This is a genomic window from Parasporobacterium paucivorans DSM 15970, from assembly GCF_900141895.1.
GTDB lineage: Bacteria > Bacillota > Clostridia > Lachnospirales > Lachnospiraceae > Parasporobacterium > Parasporobacterium paucivorans.
Map to the genome: position 1 here is coordinate 15,999 of NZ_FQYT01000012.1, position 18,624 is coordinate 34,622.

The following is an 18,624-nucleotide window of genomic DNA, read 5'->3' on the forward strand; positions in this document are numbered from 1 at the left end:
AACTTTATACATAATAAAGGTTTTCAGAAGGATATACTGGATCACACGTAACATCGATTCCCAGCTGGCGCAGAATCTGTTCAGCCTCATTGTTCAGCATGACCGTTGAATGGGCCTGTACATCCTTGAGTCCGGACAGCTTTTCATAGGCTAATTTTGCTGTCGGATTGATTACAGCAGAAATACTCAGGGCTATAAGCACCTCATTGGCATTCAGGGCGGAAACCCTGCTGTGGAGGTCTTCTGTCTTCAGTTTCTGTATGGTTTCCAGAACAGCAGGGGACAGGAGCGGAATCTCATCCGCAATGTTTGCCAGGACCTTAATGGAATTCAGAATAGCCGCTGAACAGGAGTCCATAAGGCAGGAGGACCGACCGGTAATAACCCTGCCATCCGGCATTTCAAATGCAATGACGGAAACCGAGTCCTGGTTTTCAGATTTTGCCTTCAACCTCTCCGCATACTGGCGGGCAGGGAGCACCGCCACCCGGTCCGTCTTCTTCAGCGCAAGCTCTTCCATGATAATTCTCATCCGATTGAGCACCTCTTCATCCAACAATCCTTTTTTAAAATCACATTCTGTGGAAAAGCTCCTCCGGATTATTTCCTGCCGGGATGCATCCTTTATCACTTCGTCATCGGTAATCCCAAATCCGACACGGTTTACTCCCATATCTGTCGGGGACTGGTACATGGATTCTTTCCCCGTAATTTTCTCGATGATTCTTTTAATGACCGGGAACATTTCCAGATCCCGGTTGTAATTGACCGCCACTTCATTATATTTTTCGAAATGGAAATAATCCAGCATATTGACGTCTTTCAAATCCACTGTGGCTGCCTCATAGGCGATGTTCAGCGGATGTTTCAGCGAAATGTTCCAAACCGGAAAGGTCTCGAACTTGGAGTAGCCTGCTGCGTTTCCAAGACGGTGTTCATGGTACAGCTGGTTCAGACATGTGGCCAGTTTCCCGCTTCCGGGACCGGGTGCCGTAACCACCACAATCGGTTTGGTGGTAGCAATATAAGGATTCTTACCATATCCCTCCTCACTTACAATAGCATCCACATCTGAAGGATATCCTTCTATAGCCACATGTGTATAAACCTTTATCCCCCTTCTCTCCAGCTTGGTGATGAAACGTTTTGCAGATGGCTGACCTTCGTAACGGGTAATGACGACGCTGTTGACCTCCAGTTCGTATTCCCTCAAATCGTCTATCAGTTTCATGACATCCATGTCGTAAGGGATGCCGAAGTCCCCGCGGATTTTGTTGCGTTCAATATCCCCTGCATAAACACAGATAACGATTTCCGCTTTTTCCCGCAGCTTATATAAAAGCTTGATTTTCGCATCCTCATCAAATCCAGGCAGCACTCTCTTGGCATGCTTGTCGCCTATGAGCTTTCCGCCAAACTCCAGATACAGCTTATCGAATTTATTTACCCTTTCCAGAATATACTTTGACTGTTCCTCGATGTATTTCTGTGGATCAAAGCCTATTTTTTTCATAATAATCTCCCGTATATTTTTTTGTCACTCATCTGTGCCTTCTATCCATTCCACAATGACAGCCGCTGTTTTCCGCTGCTGGATCTCTGCCGATATTTCAGCCGTTTTATCCCCCTTCTGTTCCCCATAAAGACCGAATTGAGCATGATTCCCTCCATCCAATACCACTTCTTCAGATGCATCCTTTGGGAGATTTGAAAGATATTCCCCGTATTTTTCCATATCTAAAACTCCGTCCTCACTTCCGTAAATGGATAGAACGTCCAAATCTATACCGGATAAATCCACCGTGGAATAGGCGGCCAGAAGGAACAGTCCGTCAATCTCTCCGCTCTGGTCTGCTACGAAGGATGCAGCCATAGCGCCTCCCAGTGAGTGGCCTCCCAGGTACCAGTCCTCAATTTCCGGAAATTCTTCCATTACGCTCTCTGCCGCATTTATATCGAATACAGCCAGGTTAAATGGCATTTGCACAAGAATGCAAGTGTATCCCTCCTGGGCAATATATCGCATCAGCGGTGCGTAAGCGGTGTATTCCACCTTCCCTCCCGGGTAAAAAACCAGGGCAGTTTCCGGATTTTCGCCTGCCGGATAAAAGACCAGGTTGCCATCCCTTTCCTCTACTTCTATGAATTCATCCGAAACAGTGAAGGCCCCGACCTCTTGGGCGGCATGGTAATATGTTCCTGTATAAATGAAAAAAGCTGCTGCGATGATTATCAAAATGGCTGCTATGCCAATAAATATCCGTTTCATTAGTGGCTCCTCTTCATTTTTTTATATGTGTATATTCCGCAAGGACGGCAGCATTCGGCTGAATACCGCAAGTATGACCGCGGCAATCCCCGACAGGAAGAACCATTTCTCCACACCGATTATCTCCGTAAAAGCACCTGACAAAATCAGCCCTATGGGCATTGCGATCATTGAAAGACTCAGGGATAACGACATGACCCTCCCAAGATATTCCTGGCTGATTTTAATCTGGAGGATTGCAGTCAGCACCCCATAGTAAAAAGGAATGGTCATTCCCATAACCGCTGCAAGGACGACAAATACATTGAATCCGCCGGAGGGCAGGAGACCGGTGACAATCAATCCGACTCCCATGACACCGATAGACTTGCGTATGGCCCCCACCTTATCCATTTTTTCTCCCCATTTCCCCAAAATCAGCGCTCCAATCAGAGTTCCCAGTGAGAAGGCTATCTCTGCCACGCTGGCCTGCGCAAAGGTTCCTCCGAAGTACGACATACACAGCAAAGGATACAATGTTCCAATGGGCATATAAATAATAGCATACAGAGCGCTAATAAGCATAAGTCCCATCATGCCTTTTTCTTTTCGGAGTACAGAAACACCTTCCTTGGCTTCTCTCAGAATTGCCGGTTTATGGCTTTCCTTTTTTTCCAATTTGGGAATCCGAATGGTCGCTGTGGCTCCCACAGCAACCGCGGCACCCGCAACGTCCAGTAAAAGAATGAGATTAATGTCTAGAGCGCTGTACAGGATGGCTGCCACAGCAGGGCTTATCAGCATGGAAACAGACTCGAAAGTCTGAGAATAGCCCGCACACTTTATCAGATTTTCCTTAGGCACAATCAGTGGCGTAACGGCCTGAAGCGATGGATTATATAATGTGGATGCTATGGCACGCAGGAAAAGGATCAGCATAATCAGCCAGATTTGCAGAGTCCCAACGGAGCCTGCCACAACCAGAACCAGGGTCAGCATGGCAATGAAAATATCCGATACAATCATAATGGCTTTTCTGCTGTATCGATCTACAAACACTCCGGTAAACGGTCCTAAAACAGCATAAGGAAGAAACCCTACCAGCGTTCCAATTGAGAGGATGGCCGCAGATCGGGTGGTGTCAGTCAGGTACCATATAATTGCCATGTGAATGACAGAACTTGTAAACATAGATACAGCCTGCCCGCCCCATAGCACGAAGAATTTTCTTTTCCACTTTGTTTCCGGCATCTCTTTAACCTCTTCGGCTTGTATTATTTAGATGACGAATCGATGGTATCCCAGAATTCCTTAACAGAGGATATCATCGATTCGTTGTTGCTGTACCTCATCCGTGGGCCTTCTTTTCTGCTATTGACCAGCCCGGATTCTGTCAGAATTTTCATGTGGTAGGAAAGCGTAGGCTGGGTCAGCTGAAAGCTTTCCAATATATCACATGCGCATAATTCTCCGTCTGACAGCATCTCCACGATCTTCAATCTTGTTTCATCACCCAGAGCCTTGAATACAGGCACGTATTTCTCGTCGGTCTTCATTTGATCCCCCTCGCATAGAAGTTTATCGATATATTCAGTATAGCATTGTGCCGACGATTGTCAATGTTTCCAGCTCCAAAAAAGACAGCCCTTCCCGTTGCTGTCTTTTACGGTTATCTGTATTTCTTCAGAATCTCGGCCTTGTCCGTCTTTTCCCAGGGAAGATTCAGTTCAGGTCTTCCAAAATGCCCATAGCAGGCAAGAGGAAGATAAATTGGCCTCCTTAAATCCAGTTCATGGATGATGGCATTCGGCCTTAAATCAAAATTTTCCTTTATGAGCTCTTCTATTCTTTCTTCTCCTATCTTTGCCGTCCCGAAAGTTTCAATCATAATGGATACGGGGCTGGCAACTCCTATGGCGTAGGCGACCTGAACCTCGCACTTATCAGCCAGCCCCGCTGCCACAATGTTCTTGGCCACATACCTGGCTGCATAGCTACCGGACCTGTCAACCTTGGTGGGATCCTTGCCGGAGAACGAACCTCCGCCATGGCGGCTGTAACCTCCATATGTGTCTACACTGATTTTTTTGCCGACCCATCCGGAGTCCCCGGCAGGGCCTCCCACGACAAAACGGCCTGTGGAGTTTACATAATATTTCGTCTGCTCATCCAGAAGGTATCCCGGAATGACTTCTCTGACAGCTTTCTCGATTATGTCCCGCCGGATCTGCTCCTGTCCCACGGACTCCTCGTGCTGGCAGGCAATCACCACTGCCTCAATCCTCTTGACCCTGTCATTTTCATATTCAACTGTTACCTGGGTCTTCCCGTCGGGCCTCAGATAGGGGATTTCACGGGATTTACGCAAATCTGCCACTTTCCTTGCCAAACCATGAGCAAGAATAATGGGTATAGGCATGAATTCCGGTGTTTCATTACACGCAAATCCAAACATCATCCCTTGGTCTCCGGCCCCGGTCAGGTCCATTTCATCCCTTGAACCCTTTTTATATTCCAAGGACGTGTTTACACCTGCTGCGATATCCTCCGACTGCAGGTCGATTCCCGTAAGTATGGAACACCTGCTTCCATCGATTCCGATTTCTGCATCCGTGTATCCAATGTCCAGTATTATTTTTCTGGCTATTTTGGGAATGTCCACCCGGGCCGAAGTAGTTATCTGCCCGTAAATCAAAACCAGACCGGTACTGGCGGAAACATCACAGGCAACCCGGCTGAATGGGTCTTTATCCAGAATTGCATCCAGGATTCCATCGGCCACCTGGTCGCAGAGTTTGTCTGGATGACCTTCCATTACGGATTCCGATGTAAAGAATCTTTTTCTCACACGCATTCCTCCTCCCGGTTATCCGACTGCTCAGATGCCAATCTTTATTTCTGCGCCATCCACTTCAACCGGATATTTCCGTATCGGGGATACTTTGACTTTTATCATGAAAATTTTCCCTCTTTCGACCACTTCTCCTGTCCGGATATCATACACAGAACCATGCTTCGGACAGGTAATGGTGAATCCTTCCAGCTTGCCGTCATAAAGAGACCCGCCCATATGGGTGCAGGTGTTATCGACCGCATAAAAGCTGCCCTCGTATTTTGCAAGAAGAATTTCCCTGTCCTCATAAGTGATCTTCCGTTTGTTCTCCGTGGTGAAGTCCGCGGTATTCGCAACCGTTACATACTCCATAAAACCCCCTCCGTTCCTGTTTCTATTTCTGATTTTCTTCTGCTCTGAATCTGACTATTTCCCGGATAAGCTCGTAGGGTATCGGCTTGTTTATTGGAAACTGAACGGAACCTTTTGCCTTCTTATATCCGGCAAGCTTATCCCGAAACGCCAGTACTCCGCTTGGAATCGGATAAAATCCGATATGCTTTTCATATGCCGCGAAATATACCAGCACACCCTTATAATAATATGCCGGCATCCGATAGCTTATTTTCTCTTCCGCACCCGGAACCGTTTCTTTTATTACTTGCCTTATATTCTGGAGAATTTCCTGAACTTCTTTCGGAAAACCCGAAATATATTCATCCACAGTATGGACTTCCCGTCCGTCTTTCATGCTGCCGTGCTCCTTTCGGTTCATTTCTCCCCTGTCATGCTTACCCTGCAAATTCTATCTTCACATCCTTTATATCCCAAAGTGTCTCCAGCCTTTCCTTCGACTCCTCCCGTATTGTCGATGCGAACTGATGGGACTCCGGCAGATCTATGACAATCCGTATGCTCCCGTCCTTTATTTCAATTTCCTTGACAAGGTTCGTTGCAATCATATCCAGCCCCTTCATAGGATTCATCACTCTTTTCAGACGCTTCCGTACCACTTCTTCCGTCGTCGGTTCCCTGTTGATTTCCAACCCATGTTTTTCTTCATAATTCTGTATAGCGCTGCGCAAGCCTTCAACGGCAAGCACGGAACAATGGGCTTTTATCGGCGGAAGCCCCCCCAGCGCCTCTGAGGCCTCTTTCCATGTGATATGTTTCGCTTCCTCCAGCGTCTTGCCCTTCGCAAGTTCCGTGATAATCGACCCGGTCGCGATATTTGAAGCGCAGCCATAAGATTCGAACTTGATATCGGTTATAATTTTTGTTTCAGGTTCCACATTGATATACACCGAAACCATATCCCCACAGGCGGGACTTCCTTCTGTCGCCTTGCCATCCGGATTTTCAATACTGCCTACATTGCGTGGATTTTTAAAGTGCTCCAGTACAATTTCATTATAAGGAAATGGCATTTTAATTACCTCCTCTCTTCCCTAAAGGGCTGATTCTTCTGAGGTTCTCAATTATCTTTTCCAGCTTTTCCACGACAAATCCGACTTCCTCCATCGAGTTGAATCGTCCGAAGCTGAATCGTATGGAACCGTGGGCTCTTTCATGGTCTCCCCCAATGGCCATCATGACGTGGCTGGCTTCCAGAGAACGGCTGAAGCAGGCTGAGCCTGTGCTGACAGCAATTCCGTACATATCCAGATGCAGAGTGATGGATTCTCCTTCCACGTGATGAAATGTAATATTCGCATTCTGCGGAATTCTTTTTTCCGGATGCCCATTCAGGGTTACAAGTGGAATTCTTTCAAAAACCAGCTCGGTTATTCTCTTCTGCATGGCCTGCAGATATAAGTTTTCCTCAGGAGTCACAAGCCGGGCAGCCTTTGCGAAACCTACTGCTCCCGGGATGTTTTCAATTCCACCCCTGTGGTCAAATTCCTGAAATCCTCCGTCCATAAGCTTCATAAGCGGGGTACCCTTCCGCACGTAGAGGCCTCCAATGCCCTTAGGTCCGTGAATCGTATGGGCTGATATCGTAACAAGGTCTGCATTAACCCGGTTTACGTCGATAGGGATTCGGGTGAATGTGTGCGTGGCATCCGTATGAAACAATACATCTCTTTCCCTGCATAATTTTCCGATTTTTTCTATATCCTGCACTGTCCCGATTTCCTGGTTGGCATGCTGGACCGATACCAGAATCGTATCCGCTCCTATCCGTTTTTCCAGCTGGCCCATGTCGATGAAACCAAATTCGTCCACATCCAGATAGTCCACCTTGAACCCCTGTTTTTCGAGGGTTTTGGCACTGTGCAGGACCGGAAAATCCTCAATTTTAGAAACGATGATATGTTTTCCCTTTTTCTCTCCAAGAGCTCCGGCCACTCCTTTCAAAGCCAGATTCCCTGATTCAGCATTCCCGGAAGTAAAGACCATTTCCTCGGGATCAGCTCCCAGGCAGGCAGCAAGGTCTGTCCTGGCCTTCAAGAGGATTTCCCTTGCTTCAATTCCCTGAGAGTACCCGAATTCCGACGTGGCAACGGCATACTTCTCAAAAAAACAGGATTTCATCTCTTCAAAGACCGCTTCATCCAGTTTGGTCGCAGCCGCATTATCCAGATAAATCACTTTTTCTCCCACATTTTCACCTCACTAAATAAACAATGTAATTTCCGATTCCCTGGCTTCTCTGATGTATGTACCTACCGCTCCGTATTCATCGATAAGCTCCTCGTTCAGGTCTTTTCGTTTCAGTCCCATTATTTCCATTGTCATTTCGCAGGCGATAATTCTTCCTCCCAGCTCCCTGAAATCTGTAATCAACCTGTCAAGGGAGGCTACATTCACCTTCTTCATCCGGCTTTGGATCATATGCTTTCCAATACCCAGCATATGCATCTTTGACAGGGGTCCCTTTTCCAGCCCGCCTTTTTTCAGCCTCTGCAATCCCCAGAAAGTGAAATACATAGATACTTCCATCCCCATCGATAATGCACCGTTAGCCACGATCAGGGCACTGTATATTTTGTCCATATCTCCGCTGTGAACGATAATAGTTGCTTTATCAGCCATGTTCAAGCCCCCTTCCGGCTACTTCTGGATAACGATTTTCCACTCGTCGCCATTCTGTTCATTGGAGACGACCTTCACCTCCAACGCATCCGCCGCCATTGGAATTTCTCTTCTGGATGCGGGATGCGTGCCGATAATTTCAACCAGATCTCCTTGTACAGACTTCCTTAGGGCCTTCCGCATCTCAACAAGGGGAATCGGACAGGTCTCCCCTCTGACATCTATCTTTATTTCCGCCATACTGGACCTCCATATTTATCTTATTCCTGTTTTCTCCATTCCAGCATTCCGCCCTTTAAGACGGATACATTTTCAAATCCGGCAGACTCCAGGATTCTTGCACCTGCCGCCGCTCTTGCACCGGATCGGCATATAACCACAATTTTCTTATCTTTATATGGATCCATTTCATGAATTCTTGATGCGAGGGATCCAATCGGAATATTTATGATTCCCTCAATGTATCCCAGACGTCCTTTCAGTTCCTCGTCCTCCCTGACATCCAGGAGTGTGGGCTTACTTTCTGCAGAAATGAGTTCCTTTTGCAGTTCCTCCCGGCTGATGTAGCTGACTTCTGGCTCTTTATCTTCTCCTTCCACCATGCCTTTTATTTCACATGCCCTGTTGTCTTCCGGAATCCCGACTGCCTGCGGATCCCTTGTGCAATCGTAGTTGGCCTTGAGAACATCTTTCATCCAGTCTTCCGGTCCCAGCTTCAGATCATCAATATATTCCGAAAATTCCTTTTGGCTTCTTTCCTTTAAGTGAGGATTTCTCCTCTTCTGCTCGCCAATGGTGGAGGGGGTGCGGCCAGCGTAGTCGTGCCCCGGATAAACCATTATATAATCCGGCAGTTTTCGCAGAATTTCCAGACTTTTCCAGTGCTGGGAGGAATCCCCTCCTGGAAGGTCATCCCTTCCTCCGCCGCCTTCATCCAGAAACAGCACATCCCCCGTAAGGGCCTTGCCATCCACCAGCAGAGTAACGGAATCCCGGGTATGTCCCGGAGTATGCAGAATCTTGATTTCCATATCATTCAGTCTCAAAACATCCCCGTCCTTCACTCGTCTTGTGACGCATTGGGCAGGAGCCAGCTCGTGCATGATGTACTCGCACCCCGACATATCTTTCAGAAGAGGCCCTGCCGAGATGTGGTCCGCATGGGTATGGGTATCGATAACGTGGGTAAGGTTCCAGCCTTTTTCCTGCATGAGGCCGATATATTCCTGCACTTTGGAAATAACCGGATCCACAAGGATAGCCCTGTTGTCCTTGTCATTCATGATAAGATAGGTTTTGCATGCAATGTCGTTCAGCTGTTCAAAAATCATATTCATTCCTCCTCCGGTATCAGACGCCATTCCGGCCAAACACAAAAGCCGGCCCTTTCGGGCCGGCTCGAGATTCGTCATGTTCAATGGAAAAAGTAAAAATACACGCTGGCATTCACCGGTCCCGATCACGTTGAAACTATATAGGTATTATACCATGCAGCATTTTCAATTGATACATTTATTTTACTGGCGCCGGCGCAGTTACTCCCAAACTTTGACATTTACATGTTCGGAGCGTATAATCAGAACATAAGAAGAATACTAAGAAAAGAAATCAAATAGGTCTTGCACAACAGCAAAAGTCCCTTTTTATAAAGGTGGCTTTTTTTTATTCTGAATCAGAAAAGAGGAAAACACAATTGATAACACAATACATGATTTATATTTATGTTTTAGGGGCAGTGGTACTCATGTCATTACTCTTATTGGGTGTTTTACTTAAGATACAGAAAAAACGGAATATTAATATTCGGGATGCATCTCTGACGGTAGAAGAACTGGAGGCACATGCCAGAAATATGTCCCTGGAGCATTCGGTGTCTTCAAAGAAAAATATTTTGAACTGGCCTGTGACGCGCATGAACGAAAACTTCGGATTTATCCGCCAGGTATATGAAGATCTGAATTCGGATATCATTAAAAAACATGCTTTGCCGCCCGCTGCGGAGTGGCTGCTCGATAATTTTTATGTGATAGAGGAACAGGTTAACGGGCTGTGCAAAGATCTTTCAAAAAAAATCTATTATGATTTACCAGTTCTGAAAAAAGGACCTCACAGAGGAGTCTCCAGAATCTTAGCTCTTTCATCCGAACTGGTCGCCCATACAGACGGTCAGATTGAAGAAGGCACCTTGCTGAAATATCTGGAAGCATATCAGTCACATAACATACTTTTTGAGCGTGAGATATGTGTCATTCCGGCCATGATGCGGCTGGCACTTATTGAAAACATCAGAACAATCTGTGAAGATTTAACGGAAACCAGAAAACAATGGAAGCTCGCAGATGAAACGATTGAAAAATGGCTGGATGACACTGGAGCTGATACAGACAAAATGCAGGGACTGCTCAAAATCAATGGCAAGGCAATCAACGAAGCAATTGAGACAGCCAACCCATCCTTTTTGGAACACCTCTTTTACAGAATGCGAAGGTCCGGACGAAGGTACTCGGATATACTTCGTTACATAGACGAAAGTCTCGACAAATTCGATACCACAACAGAAATCCTTGCCCAAAAAGCACATAATGCACAGGCAGTCAGCACCGTTTCCTTAGGAAACTGCATAGTAAGCCTCAAACATCTTTCAAGCAGAAACTGGATCGATTTGTTTGATGCGGCCAGTTATCTGGAAAAAATTCTCCAAAAAGATCCCGGTGAAATCTATAGTCAAATGGACATAAATTCCCGATACTTTTATAAAAAAAGAGTTGAAACGATTGCTAAAACATACGGCGTTTCGGAACTTTTTATTGCGAGGGAAGCACTAAGACTCGCTCAGAACGCAATGCCGGATATCCAAACCGCAATTGATGATGATAGTCTGGATAATCGCAGACAGCATATCGGCTATTATATTGTCGGAAACGGACTTAAGGTTCTTGAAGATGGACAAAAGAGAAATACCAAATTTTTAGCAAAGCCTAAAAAATCGATAGAAGACCACCAGGGAATTATATATATGCTTTCAATTATCCTGTTTACGGTACTTCTTACCCTCTTGATACTCAGCTATACGATGAATCATATTTCTGGAAATCCCTATTTATACCTGATTTTAACTGTGGCGGCGGCAATCATACCCGCTTCTGAAATTGTAATTTCTATTATAAACTGGGTCGTTTGTAAAGTGAAAAATCCGGCTGTATTTCCGCGGCTGGAATTAAAAGAGGGCATTCCAGAGAACCTAAGTACGATGGTCGTGATTCCGGCTCTTCTTTCTGACAAAAAACGTGTCATAGAAATAATGGAGAATATGGAAAACCATTACCTCGGGAATAGAGAGAAAAATTTGTATTTTGCGCTGATAGGTGCTTTCAAAGACTCGGATCATGAGAACAATAAAGAGGACAAGAGCGTTGTAAAAGAAGCCTCTGACAGAATAGACGCTTTGAACAGCAAATACACCGACGGCAAAAAAGATGTGTTTTATTTTTATAACAGGCAGCGGAAATTCAATGAAAAAGACAACAACTGGACCGGCTGGGAGCGAAAGAGAGGCGCCTTAATGGAGTTTAATGAATTGCTTCTCGGTTCTGAAGACACCAGTTTTTCCTTTTATTCTAATGAATTGCTCCCGAATGCAAATATCAAGTATGTCATCACGCTCGATGCAGATACTGTATTGCCTTTAGGTATGGCCAAAAAAATGATCGGCGCTATGGCTCATCCACTTAACAGGCCAGTAATTGACCAGAAAGATGGGGTTGTTTCGGAAGGATACGGCCTGATGCAGCCCAAAGTCTCCTTTGACAGCGACAGTTCAAACAGATCAATTTTTTCAAGGATATACACTGGACAGGAGGGACTTGATCCATACGCCAGCGCCATCTCGGACGTTTATCAGGATCTTTTTGGAGAAGGAATTTTTACCGGAAAAGGCATCTATGACCTTAAAGTTTTTCAGACTGTTCTAAAGGGAAAATTGCCGGAAAACGCAATCCTCAGCCATGATCTGCTGGAGGGATCCTTTGTGAGGGCGGCGCTGGTTTCTGACTTGGAGCTGGTGGATTCCTATCCATCAAAATACAATTCCTTTATGGCCAGGCTTCACAGATGGGTCAGGGGGGATTGGCAGCTTATCCCCTGGTTGGGTGGGAAAATCTTTACAAGAGACAAGACATGTATAAAGAACCCGCTTTCATATGTTTCCAAATGGAAAATAATGGATAATCTGAGAAGGAGCCTGCTTACGCCCTCCGTCATGTTACTTATCATTTTAGGCTTGAGCATTCTCCCGGGCTCCGGTATCTTTTGGGTCGGTTTCGGCATTGTTTCCATGGGGCTTCCACTCATCCTGTCTTTTTTAACGCAGATATTCAGGGATGGACTTAAGCCCGACTGCATCAAAAGACATCTTCCGGGGTTTTTCGGAATAAAGGCCCCTGTCTTTCAGTTCTTTATAGGGATCATATTTCTGCCTTACCAGGCACTTACGGTATTGGAAGCTGTTGCGGTCACGCTGACCCGTGTCTTCATAACAAAGAAAAAGATGCTCGAATGGGTTACGTCTGCCGATGCCGACAGAGTGCAGACGAATTCCTTGAAAAGCTATATTTCAACGATGGGCTTAAGCGCAACTTCCGGCATTGTCATTGCGATGCTTTCCTACTATTTCAAACCCGAAAGTTTGACTGTAAGTTTTGTTTTACTCGCAGCCTGGCTGATTTCGCCCGTGGTTGCATGCATTATCAGCAAAGACGATCATATTAAGATTGAAAAATTGCAGGAAAGCGATTTGTTGGATCTAAGGAAAACAGCCAGAAAAACATGGCGGTATTTTGAAGAATTTGCAGATGCAAAAAACAATTACCTCGCACCGGATAATTTTCAGGAAGAGCCTTACAGAGGGATCGCCTACAAGACGTCTCCTACAAATATCGGTCTTGGATTGATGGCCTCTCTGACCGGCAGGGACATGGGTTATACCGGACTTATCATGACTACAGATCTTATTTCAAAAACGATTACAACCATGGAAAAAATGGAAAAGTGGAATGGACATTTATATAACTGGTATGACACCAGGACCCTTGAACCGCTCAATCCAATGTATGTTTCCACCGTTGACAGCGGAAATCTGGTCTGCTACCTGACCACGTTGGTTCAGGGCCTGGAGGAATATTATGAAAGACCTTTGATCGATGCTTCCTTTGCAAGAGGCATTACAGACACGGCAAGAGCCGGTCTGGAAGATGGCCAGGAACTGCCCATTGATTTTTCTGCTTTTGAACCCCTGGAAAAGCAGAAAAAAATCGATCTTGTGCTATGGCGCAAAGCACTGGATGGATTCATTGAGAATCCATTGATCTCCTGCAAAATGAAGGCGGAATGGAAAACCAAAAGCAAAAATATGGTCAGAATGCTTAAAGAAGAGCTGGAAAGCTTCATGCCCTGGGTCGCAATGTCGTATACCGTACCTGGCCCGCTTTCAAATGATGTGCTGACATCAAAAACAGACTTGCTTCTTGAGCTTGTTCGGACGAATGTCAGCCTGAAGGCTCTTCCTTCTTTGAGCAAAAACATCTGTGACCTTTGTAATCAGCTGACTGAAGATATCCGCGAAGCATCGGGCGGATCTTTTGAAGCAGAATTACCCTGGCTGAATGGACTGAAGGAAGCGGCAGGAAAATCATTCCGATTTTCAAGAGACTTCATTGTCCAATATGACCGATTGATAGCGAGAATAAACGACCTTTCGATGAACACCAGATTCGCCGAACTTTACAATGAACGAAGACATTTGTTTTACATTGGCTATAACATGGAAGAAAAAAAACCGACCAATTCCTATTATGATCTGCTGGCATCAGAAGCCAGGCAAACCAGCTATATAGCAATCGCAAGGGGTGAGATACCTCCGAAGCACTGGTTTATGCTGGGCCGATCCCTGACAGTGGTGGATCGTTTCAAGGGGCTGGTTTCCTGGAGCGGAACCATGTTTGAGTACCTGATGCCTTTGCTGTTAATGAGGAGCTACCGAAACACTCTTCTGGATGAGACATACTCCTTTGTAGTGAAGAGTCAGATAAAATATGGAAGGCAGAGGGAAACGCCATGGGGAACATCAGAGTCTGCCTATAATTCTTTAGATATAAATCTTGATTACCAGTATAAAGCCATAGGAGTGCCCTGGCTTGGATTGAAAAGAGGTTTGGCAGAAGATGCTGTCGTAGCACCCTATGCAACCTTCCTTGCCCTGATGGTAGACCCGGAGGAAGCTTACAAAAACATTAAGTACCTGAAGGCGGAGGGCCTGGAAGGTCCATATGGTTTCTATGAAGCAGCGGATTACACCCCGGAGCGCCTCGAACCCCTGACTAAAAGAGTCGTTATAAAAAGCTTCATGGCACACCATGAGGGGATGAGCCTTATGGCCCTCAACAATTATCTTAACGGGGATACGATGCAGAGTCGATTCTCGAAAGACCCGCGTATAAAGGCGGCACGACTCCTTCTTCAGGAAAAAGTGCCATTAAATGTTGTCTTCACGAAGGACGGCAAGGAGAAAATACACGTTTCAAAAGCAACGGCCTTCAGCGACAAAGGTTCATACCGGCGATTTACGGCCCCTGATTTTAATCTGCCAAAATCTCACGTTCTATCCAACGGCAAATACTTTGTGACACTGACGGATAAGGGCACCGGATACAGCAGAAGCCGAGACGTTGATATAACGAGGTGGCGGGAAGATTCCATTATGGACAGCTTTGGCACCTTCTTCTATATTGAACATATCGAAAAGAACCAGAACTGGTCCGCGACATACGCTCCGTTAAATGTGATGCCAAAAAGCTACGAAGTAGTTTTCACTGCAGATAAGGCTGCATATAAAAGAACAGATGGAGACATTGAAACCTTGACGGAGGTCATCGTTTCTTCCGGAGAAAATGCAGAGGTAAGACGGATCAGGCTCAAAAACAATGGAAAATCGGCCTGTACTCTCCAGGTAACCAGCTATTTTGAACTTGTTGCAGCTTCCCACAACTCTGATTTGGCGCATCCGGCTTTCAGCAACCTTTTTGTAAGTACGGAGTTTGATGCCCAACACAAAGTGCTGCTCGCAAACCGGCGTACAAGAAGCCAGTGCGACAAAAAAGTATGGGTAGCCGTAATGCCAGTGATCGACGGGGAAATTATTGGCGACATCGAATATGAAACGGACAGATTGCAGTTTATAGGAAGAGGAAACAATCCCAGCCATCCGGAAGTAATCAGTCGGAGCAAACCCCTGTCAAATACTGTTGGTTCTGTTCTGGATCCGATACTCAGTATGAGAGCACGAGTCCGTGTGGAGGCCGGAAATACTGCCCGTATTTTCTTTGTTACTGCAATGGCAGACACCAGAGAGGCTGTCATGGAGCTGGTCGGAAAATACAACCATACGGAAGCCTGTGATGCTTCATTCTGGCTTGCATTGACAAGAAGCCAGGTGGAAGCGAAGTATCTGAACAACAAAGCAGCTGAAACGGAACTATATCAGGATTGTGTATCCGATATCCTTTTTATCAGCCCCCTAAGGAGGAAGCACGAACAGCTTCTGAAGGATAACCAGGAAGGACAGAAATCCTTATGGAAATACGGCATTTCAGGCGACAGGCCTATTGTTCTTCTGATGCTCGACAGGACAGATGATGTGGAACTCCTTTATGAATTGCTAAAGGCTCACGAATACTGGCGTCTGAAGGATCTTAAGGTTGACCTGATCATTTTAGGCCGGGAAGAAAACAGCTACGCTAACCCACTCCATTCATTGATTACGGAAATAGTCTACAACATGCAGACACAGGATTCATTGAATCGCCACCAGGACGTATTCATTTTAAAAGCCAGCACCATGACAGACCAGGACATAACCCTGCTCTACGCCAGCGCCCGAATGATTTTCATTGGCGGCTGCGGTACAATGGAGGAACAGGTCAGCACTGACGGGTCACGAACCGACGCGGGCTCCTTTCTGGTTGAAGAAAAAATTGCGGATTGTATGGATTTCCGTGAATACAGCAAGGATGAAAACCAGGCACAGCATCCTTTAGTGGGATATGAAACAGACGAGCTTCAATTTTTCAATGGCTTTGGCGGATTTGGAGGAAATGGAAGCAGCTATATCATCCGACTTGAAAACAACCAGATGACCCCTGCCCCATGGGTGAACGTCATCGCCAATCCTGATTTCGGGTTTATGGTTTCTGAGACAGGCGGCGGTTACACCTGGTGTGAAAACAGCAGGGAAAACAAACTGTCCCCCTGGTCAAATGATCCGGTCAGTGATGAGCCAGGAGAAGTTTTCTATATCAGCGATGAATCAGGAGCGCTTTGGTCCATGACCCCGCTTCCAATCAGGGAGGAAGAGCCTTATACCATTGAGCATGGATTCGGACACACAAGATTCCTGCACCAGAGCCACGGGATCAAACAGGAACTTGTACAGTTTGTTCCTGTTTCCGGCACGGTAAAAATCAGCATGCTCCACTTTCACAACGAAAGCCGAATGGCCAAAAATTTAAATATAACCTATTATATGACTCCTATTCTGGGAGTCAGCATGAGCGAGACAGCTTTGCACCTGATAAGTTCCCAGACACCGGAAGGTACGTTGATAATCGAGAATCCATATTCCAGTGAATTTGCTGGCAGAGTTTGTTTTATGGATGTCTCTGTTGCAGAGCGTAGTGTTACCGGAGACAGAAAGGAGTTTTTTGGCTGTGGAAGGCTTGATGCTCCGGACGCATTGAAAGTCAAGCAACTTTCCGGAATGACCGGTGCAGGTTACAATCCCTGTGGAGCGATGCAGATCAATGTCCATCTTGAGGCAAATGAAGCAGCGGACATCGTTTTTGTTATGGGAATGGGCAAAAATCAGGAGGAGGCTCTTGAACTTGCTGGCAGATTCAAGACTGACACGCAGGCAAAGGCTGCTTTAGAGGAGGTTGACCGCTTTTGGAGTGACAAACTACAGGTAATAGAGGTAGATACCCCCGATCCTGCTATGAATATCATGCTGAACGGATGGCTTTTATACCAGGTCATTTCCTGCAGGATGTGGGCCCGCTCTGGATTTTATCAGGCTGGCGGAGCCTATGGCTTCCGGGATCAGCTTCAGGATACATTATCCCTGGCTGCAACCTGTCCTTCCCTCGCCAGAGCCCAGATCATAAAACATGCGGGTCATCAGTTCGAAGAGGGCGACGTACTGCACTGGTGGCATGAACCAGCCTCTAAAGGCACCAGGACCCGAATATCCGATGACTATTTATGGCTGCCTTACGTGACTGCCGAATATATAAAGGTGACCGGAGATTATGACATCTTAAACAGCCAGATACCCTATCTGCAGGAGGAACCTTTAAAAGAGAATGAGGAGGACAGATACTGCCAGCCGAAAGCTTCTAAAGAATGCTTTTCTCTTTATGACCATTGTATCCGGTCTGTGAACAACGCACTCCAGTTTGGTGAACATGGGATTCCGCTAATCCGGGGAGGAGACTGGAATGATGGCATGAACAGCGTTGGAAGCGGCGGGAAGGGAGAAAGTGTTTGGCTTGGATGGTTTTTGTTAACAACATTGCAAAAAATCATACCTATCTGCCACAAAATGGGAGATGGAGATATAGCAGAAAGCTATTCTCTCCTCGTCCCCCAAATATCAGATGCCATTGAAAATAATGGCTGGGATGGAAACTGGTATATCCGGGCTTTCTTTGATGATGGAACGCCGTTAGGCACCGCGGGCAACAGTGAATGCAAAATCGATTCCCTGTCACAAACCTGGTCAGTAATTTCGGGTGCGGGAGATGCAGGGAGAGCCGCTAAGGCTATGCAGTCCCTTGAAAACTATCTCGTGATGGGCGAAGAAGGAATCATCAAGCTACTGACCCCTCCCTTTAATGACGGCATTCTGGAACCGGGCTATATCAAGGGATATCTTCCCGGCATAAGAGAAAATGGCGGGCAATATACGCATGCAGCTGCCTGGGTCGTGGCGGCCTTCGCCAAAATGGGCGAGGGCACCAAGGCATGGAACTGCTTCAGGATGCTCAACCCCATCAACCATTCGCGTACCAACAGAGAATCCTGGATTTATAAGGTCGAGCCATATGTGATGGCTGCCGATGTTTACGGAGAGCCGCCCCACATTGGAAGAGGGGGCTGGACCTGGTACACCGGTGCGGCCGGCTGGATGTACAAGGCCGGCCTAGAAAGTATTCTTGGATTTAATAAGGAGAGCGACAAATTGATTCCAAATCCAAGCATACCAGGGAATTGGACCGGATATTCGATCAGATACAGATATATGGAAACAACATATGAGATAAAAGTAAGCAATCCAAATGGCATCAGCAGGGGCGTGCATCATGTTTATGTGGACCTGGAGCTCCAGGCTGACAGCATAATCCCTCTAGTAAACGACGGGCTGACCCATAAAGTCGATGTGCTGATGGGCACCTGAGTG

At 46.3% G+C, this 18,624-nt stretch carries 13 protein-coding genes; 1 reads left to right on the top strand and 12 read right to left on the bottom strand.

Annotation, left to right across the window (positions count from 1 at the left end; translation table 11 throughout):
* Positions 1-4: 4 nt before the first annotated feature.
* The 12 genes from BUA79_RS06560 to BUA79_RS06615 form a co-directional block, all read right to left on the bottom strand.
* Positions 5-1,513, bottom strand: a complete 1,509-nt coding sequence (locus BUA79_RS06560) for a DUF1846 domain-containing protein (protein WP_073993575.1) — start codon at positions 1,511-1,513, stop codon at positions 5-7.
* A gap of 24 nt (positions 1,514-1,537) precedes the next feature.
* Positions 1,538-2,269 (bottom strand): alpha/beta hydrolase, encoded by a 732-nt coding sequence (locus BUA79_RS06565; RefSeq protein WP_073993576.1) that lies wholly within the window; start codon positions 2,267-2,269, stop codon positions 1,538-1,540.
* A gap of 21 nt (positions 2,270-2,290) precedes the next feature.
* On the bottom strand, positions 2,291-3,499 hold the full coding sequence (locus BUA79_RS06570; protein WP_073993577.1) for an MFS transporter: 1,209 nt from the start codon (positions 3,497-3,499) through the stop codon (positions 2,291-2,293).
* A gap of 23 nt (positions 3,500-3,522) precedes the next feature.
* Positions 3,523-3,804, bottom strand: a complete 282-nt coding sequence (locus tag BUA79_RS06575) for an ArsR/SmtB family transcription factor (protein ID WP_073993578.1) — start codon at positions 3,802-3,804, stop codon at positions 3,523-3,525.
* Between the two features lie 113 nt (positions 3,805-3,917).
* Complete coding sequence (gene metK, locus BUA79_RS06580; RefSeq protein WP_073993579.1) at positions 3,918-5,096, bottom strand: methionine adenosyltransferase; 1,179 nt, start codon at positions 5,094-5,096, stop codon at positions 3,918-3,920.
* 30 nt (positions 5,097-5,126) lie between these two features.
* The gene (locus BUA79_RS06585) at positions 5,127-5,453 is read right to left on the bottom strand and encodes a Rieske (2Fe-2S) protein (RefSeq protein WP_073993580.1); all 327 of its coding nucleotides are present in this window, start codon (positions 5,451-5,453) and stop codon (positions 5,127-5,129) included.
* A 22-nt stretch (positions 5,454-5,475) separates the two neighbouring features.
* On the bottom strand, positions 5,476-5,856 hold the full coding sequence (locus tag BUA79_RS06590) for an iron chaperone (RefSeq protein WP_330389206.1): 381 nt from the start codon (positions 5,854-5,856) through the stop codon (positions 5,476-5,478).
* Between the two features lie 16 nt (positions 5,857-5,872).
* Positions 5,873-6,508, bottom strand: a complete 636-nt coding sequence (locus tag BUA79_RS06595) for an iron-sulfur cluster assembly scaffold protein (protein ID WP_073993582.1) — start codon at positions 6,506-6,508, stop codon at positions 5,873-5,875.
* A gap of 1 nt (position 6,509) precedes the next feature.
* On the bottom strand, positions 6,510-7,685 hold the full coding sequence (locus BUA79_RS06600; RefSeq protein WP_073993583.1) for a cysteine desulfurase family protein: 1,176 nt from the start codon (positions 7,683-7,685) through the stop codon (positions 6,510-6,512).
* 12 nt (positions 7,686-7,697) lie between these two features.
* Positions 7,698-8,117 carry a DsrE/DsrF/DrsH-like family protein gene (locus tag BUA79_RS06605; RefSeq protein WP_073993584.1) on the bottom strand — a complete coding sequence of 140 codons (420 nt, stop codon included), beginning with the start codon at positions 8,115-8,117 and terminating at the stop codon, positions 7,698-7,700.
* An 18-nt stretch (positions 8,118-8,135) separates the two neighbouring features.
* Entirely contained in the window at positions 8,136-8,357 is a 222-nt protein-coding gene (locus BUA79_RS06610; protein WP_073993585.1) for a sulfurtransferase TusA family protein, read from the bottom strand.
* A 20-nt stretch (positions 8,358-8,377) separates the two neighbouring features.
* Entirely contained in the window at positions 8,378-9,448 is a 1,071-nt protein-coding gene (locus tag BUA79_RS06615) for an MBL fold metallo-hydrolase (protein WP_073993586.1), read from the bottom strand.
* 377 nt (positions 9,449-9,825) lie between these two features.
* On the opposite strand from BUA79_RS06615, the gene BUA79_RS06620 reads away from it, so the two are divergent.
* Positions 9,826-18,621, top strand: coding sequence for a glycoside hydrolase family 94 protein (locus BUA79_RS06620; protein ID WP_073993587.1), 8,796 nt, complete (start codon positions 9,826-9,828; stop codon positions 18,619-18,621).
* The last annotated feature ends 3 nt before the right edge of the window (positions 18,622-18,624 follow it).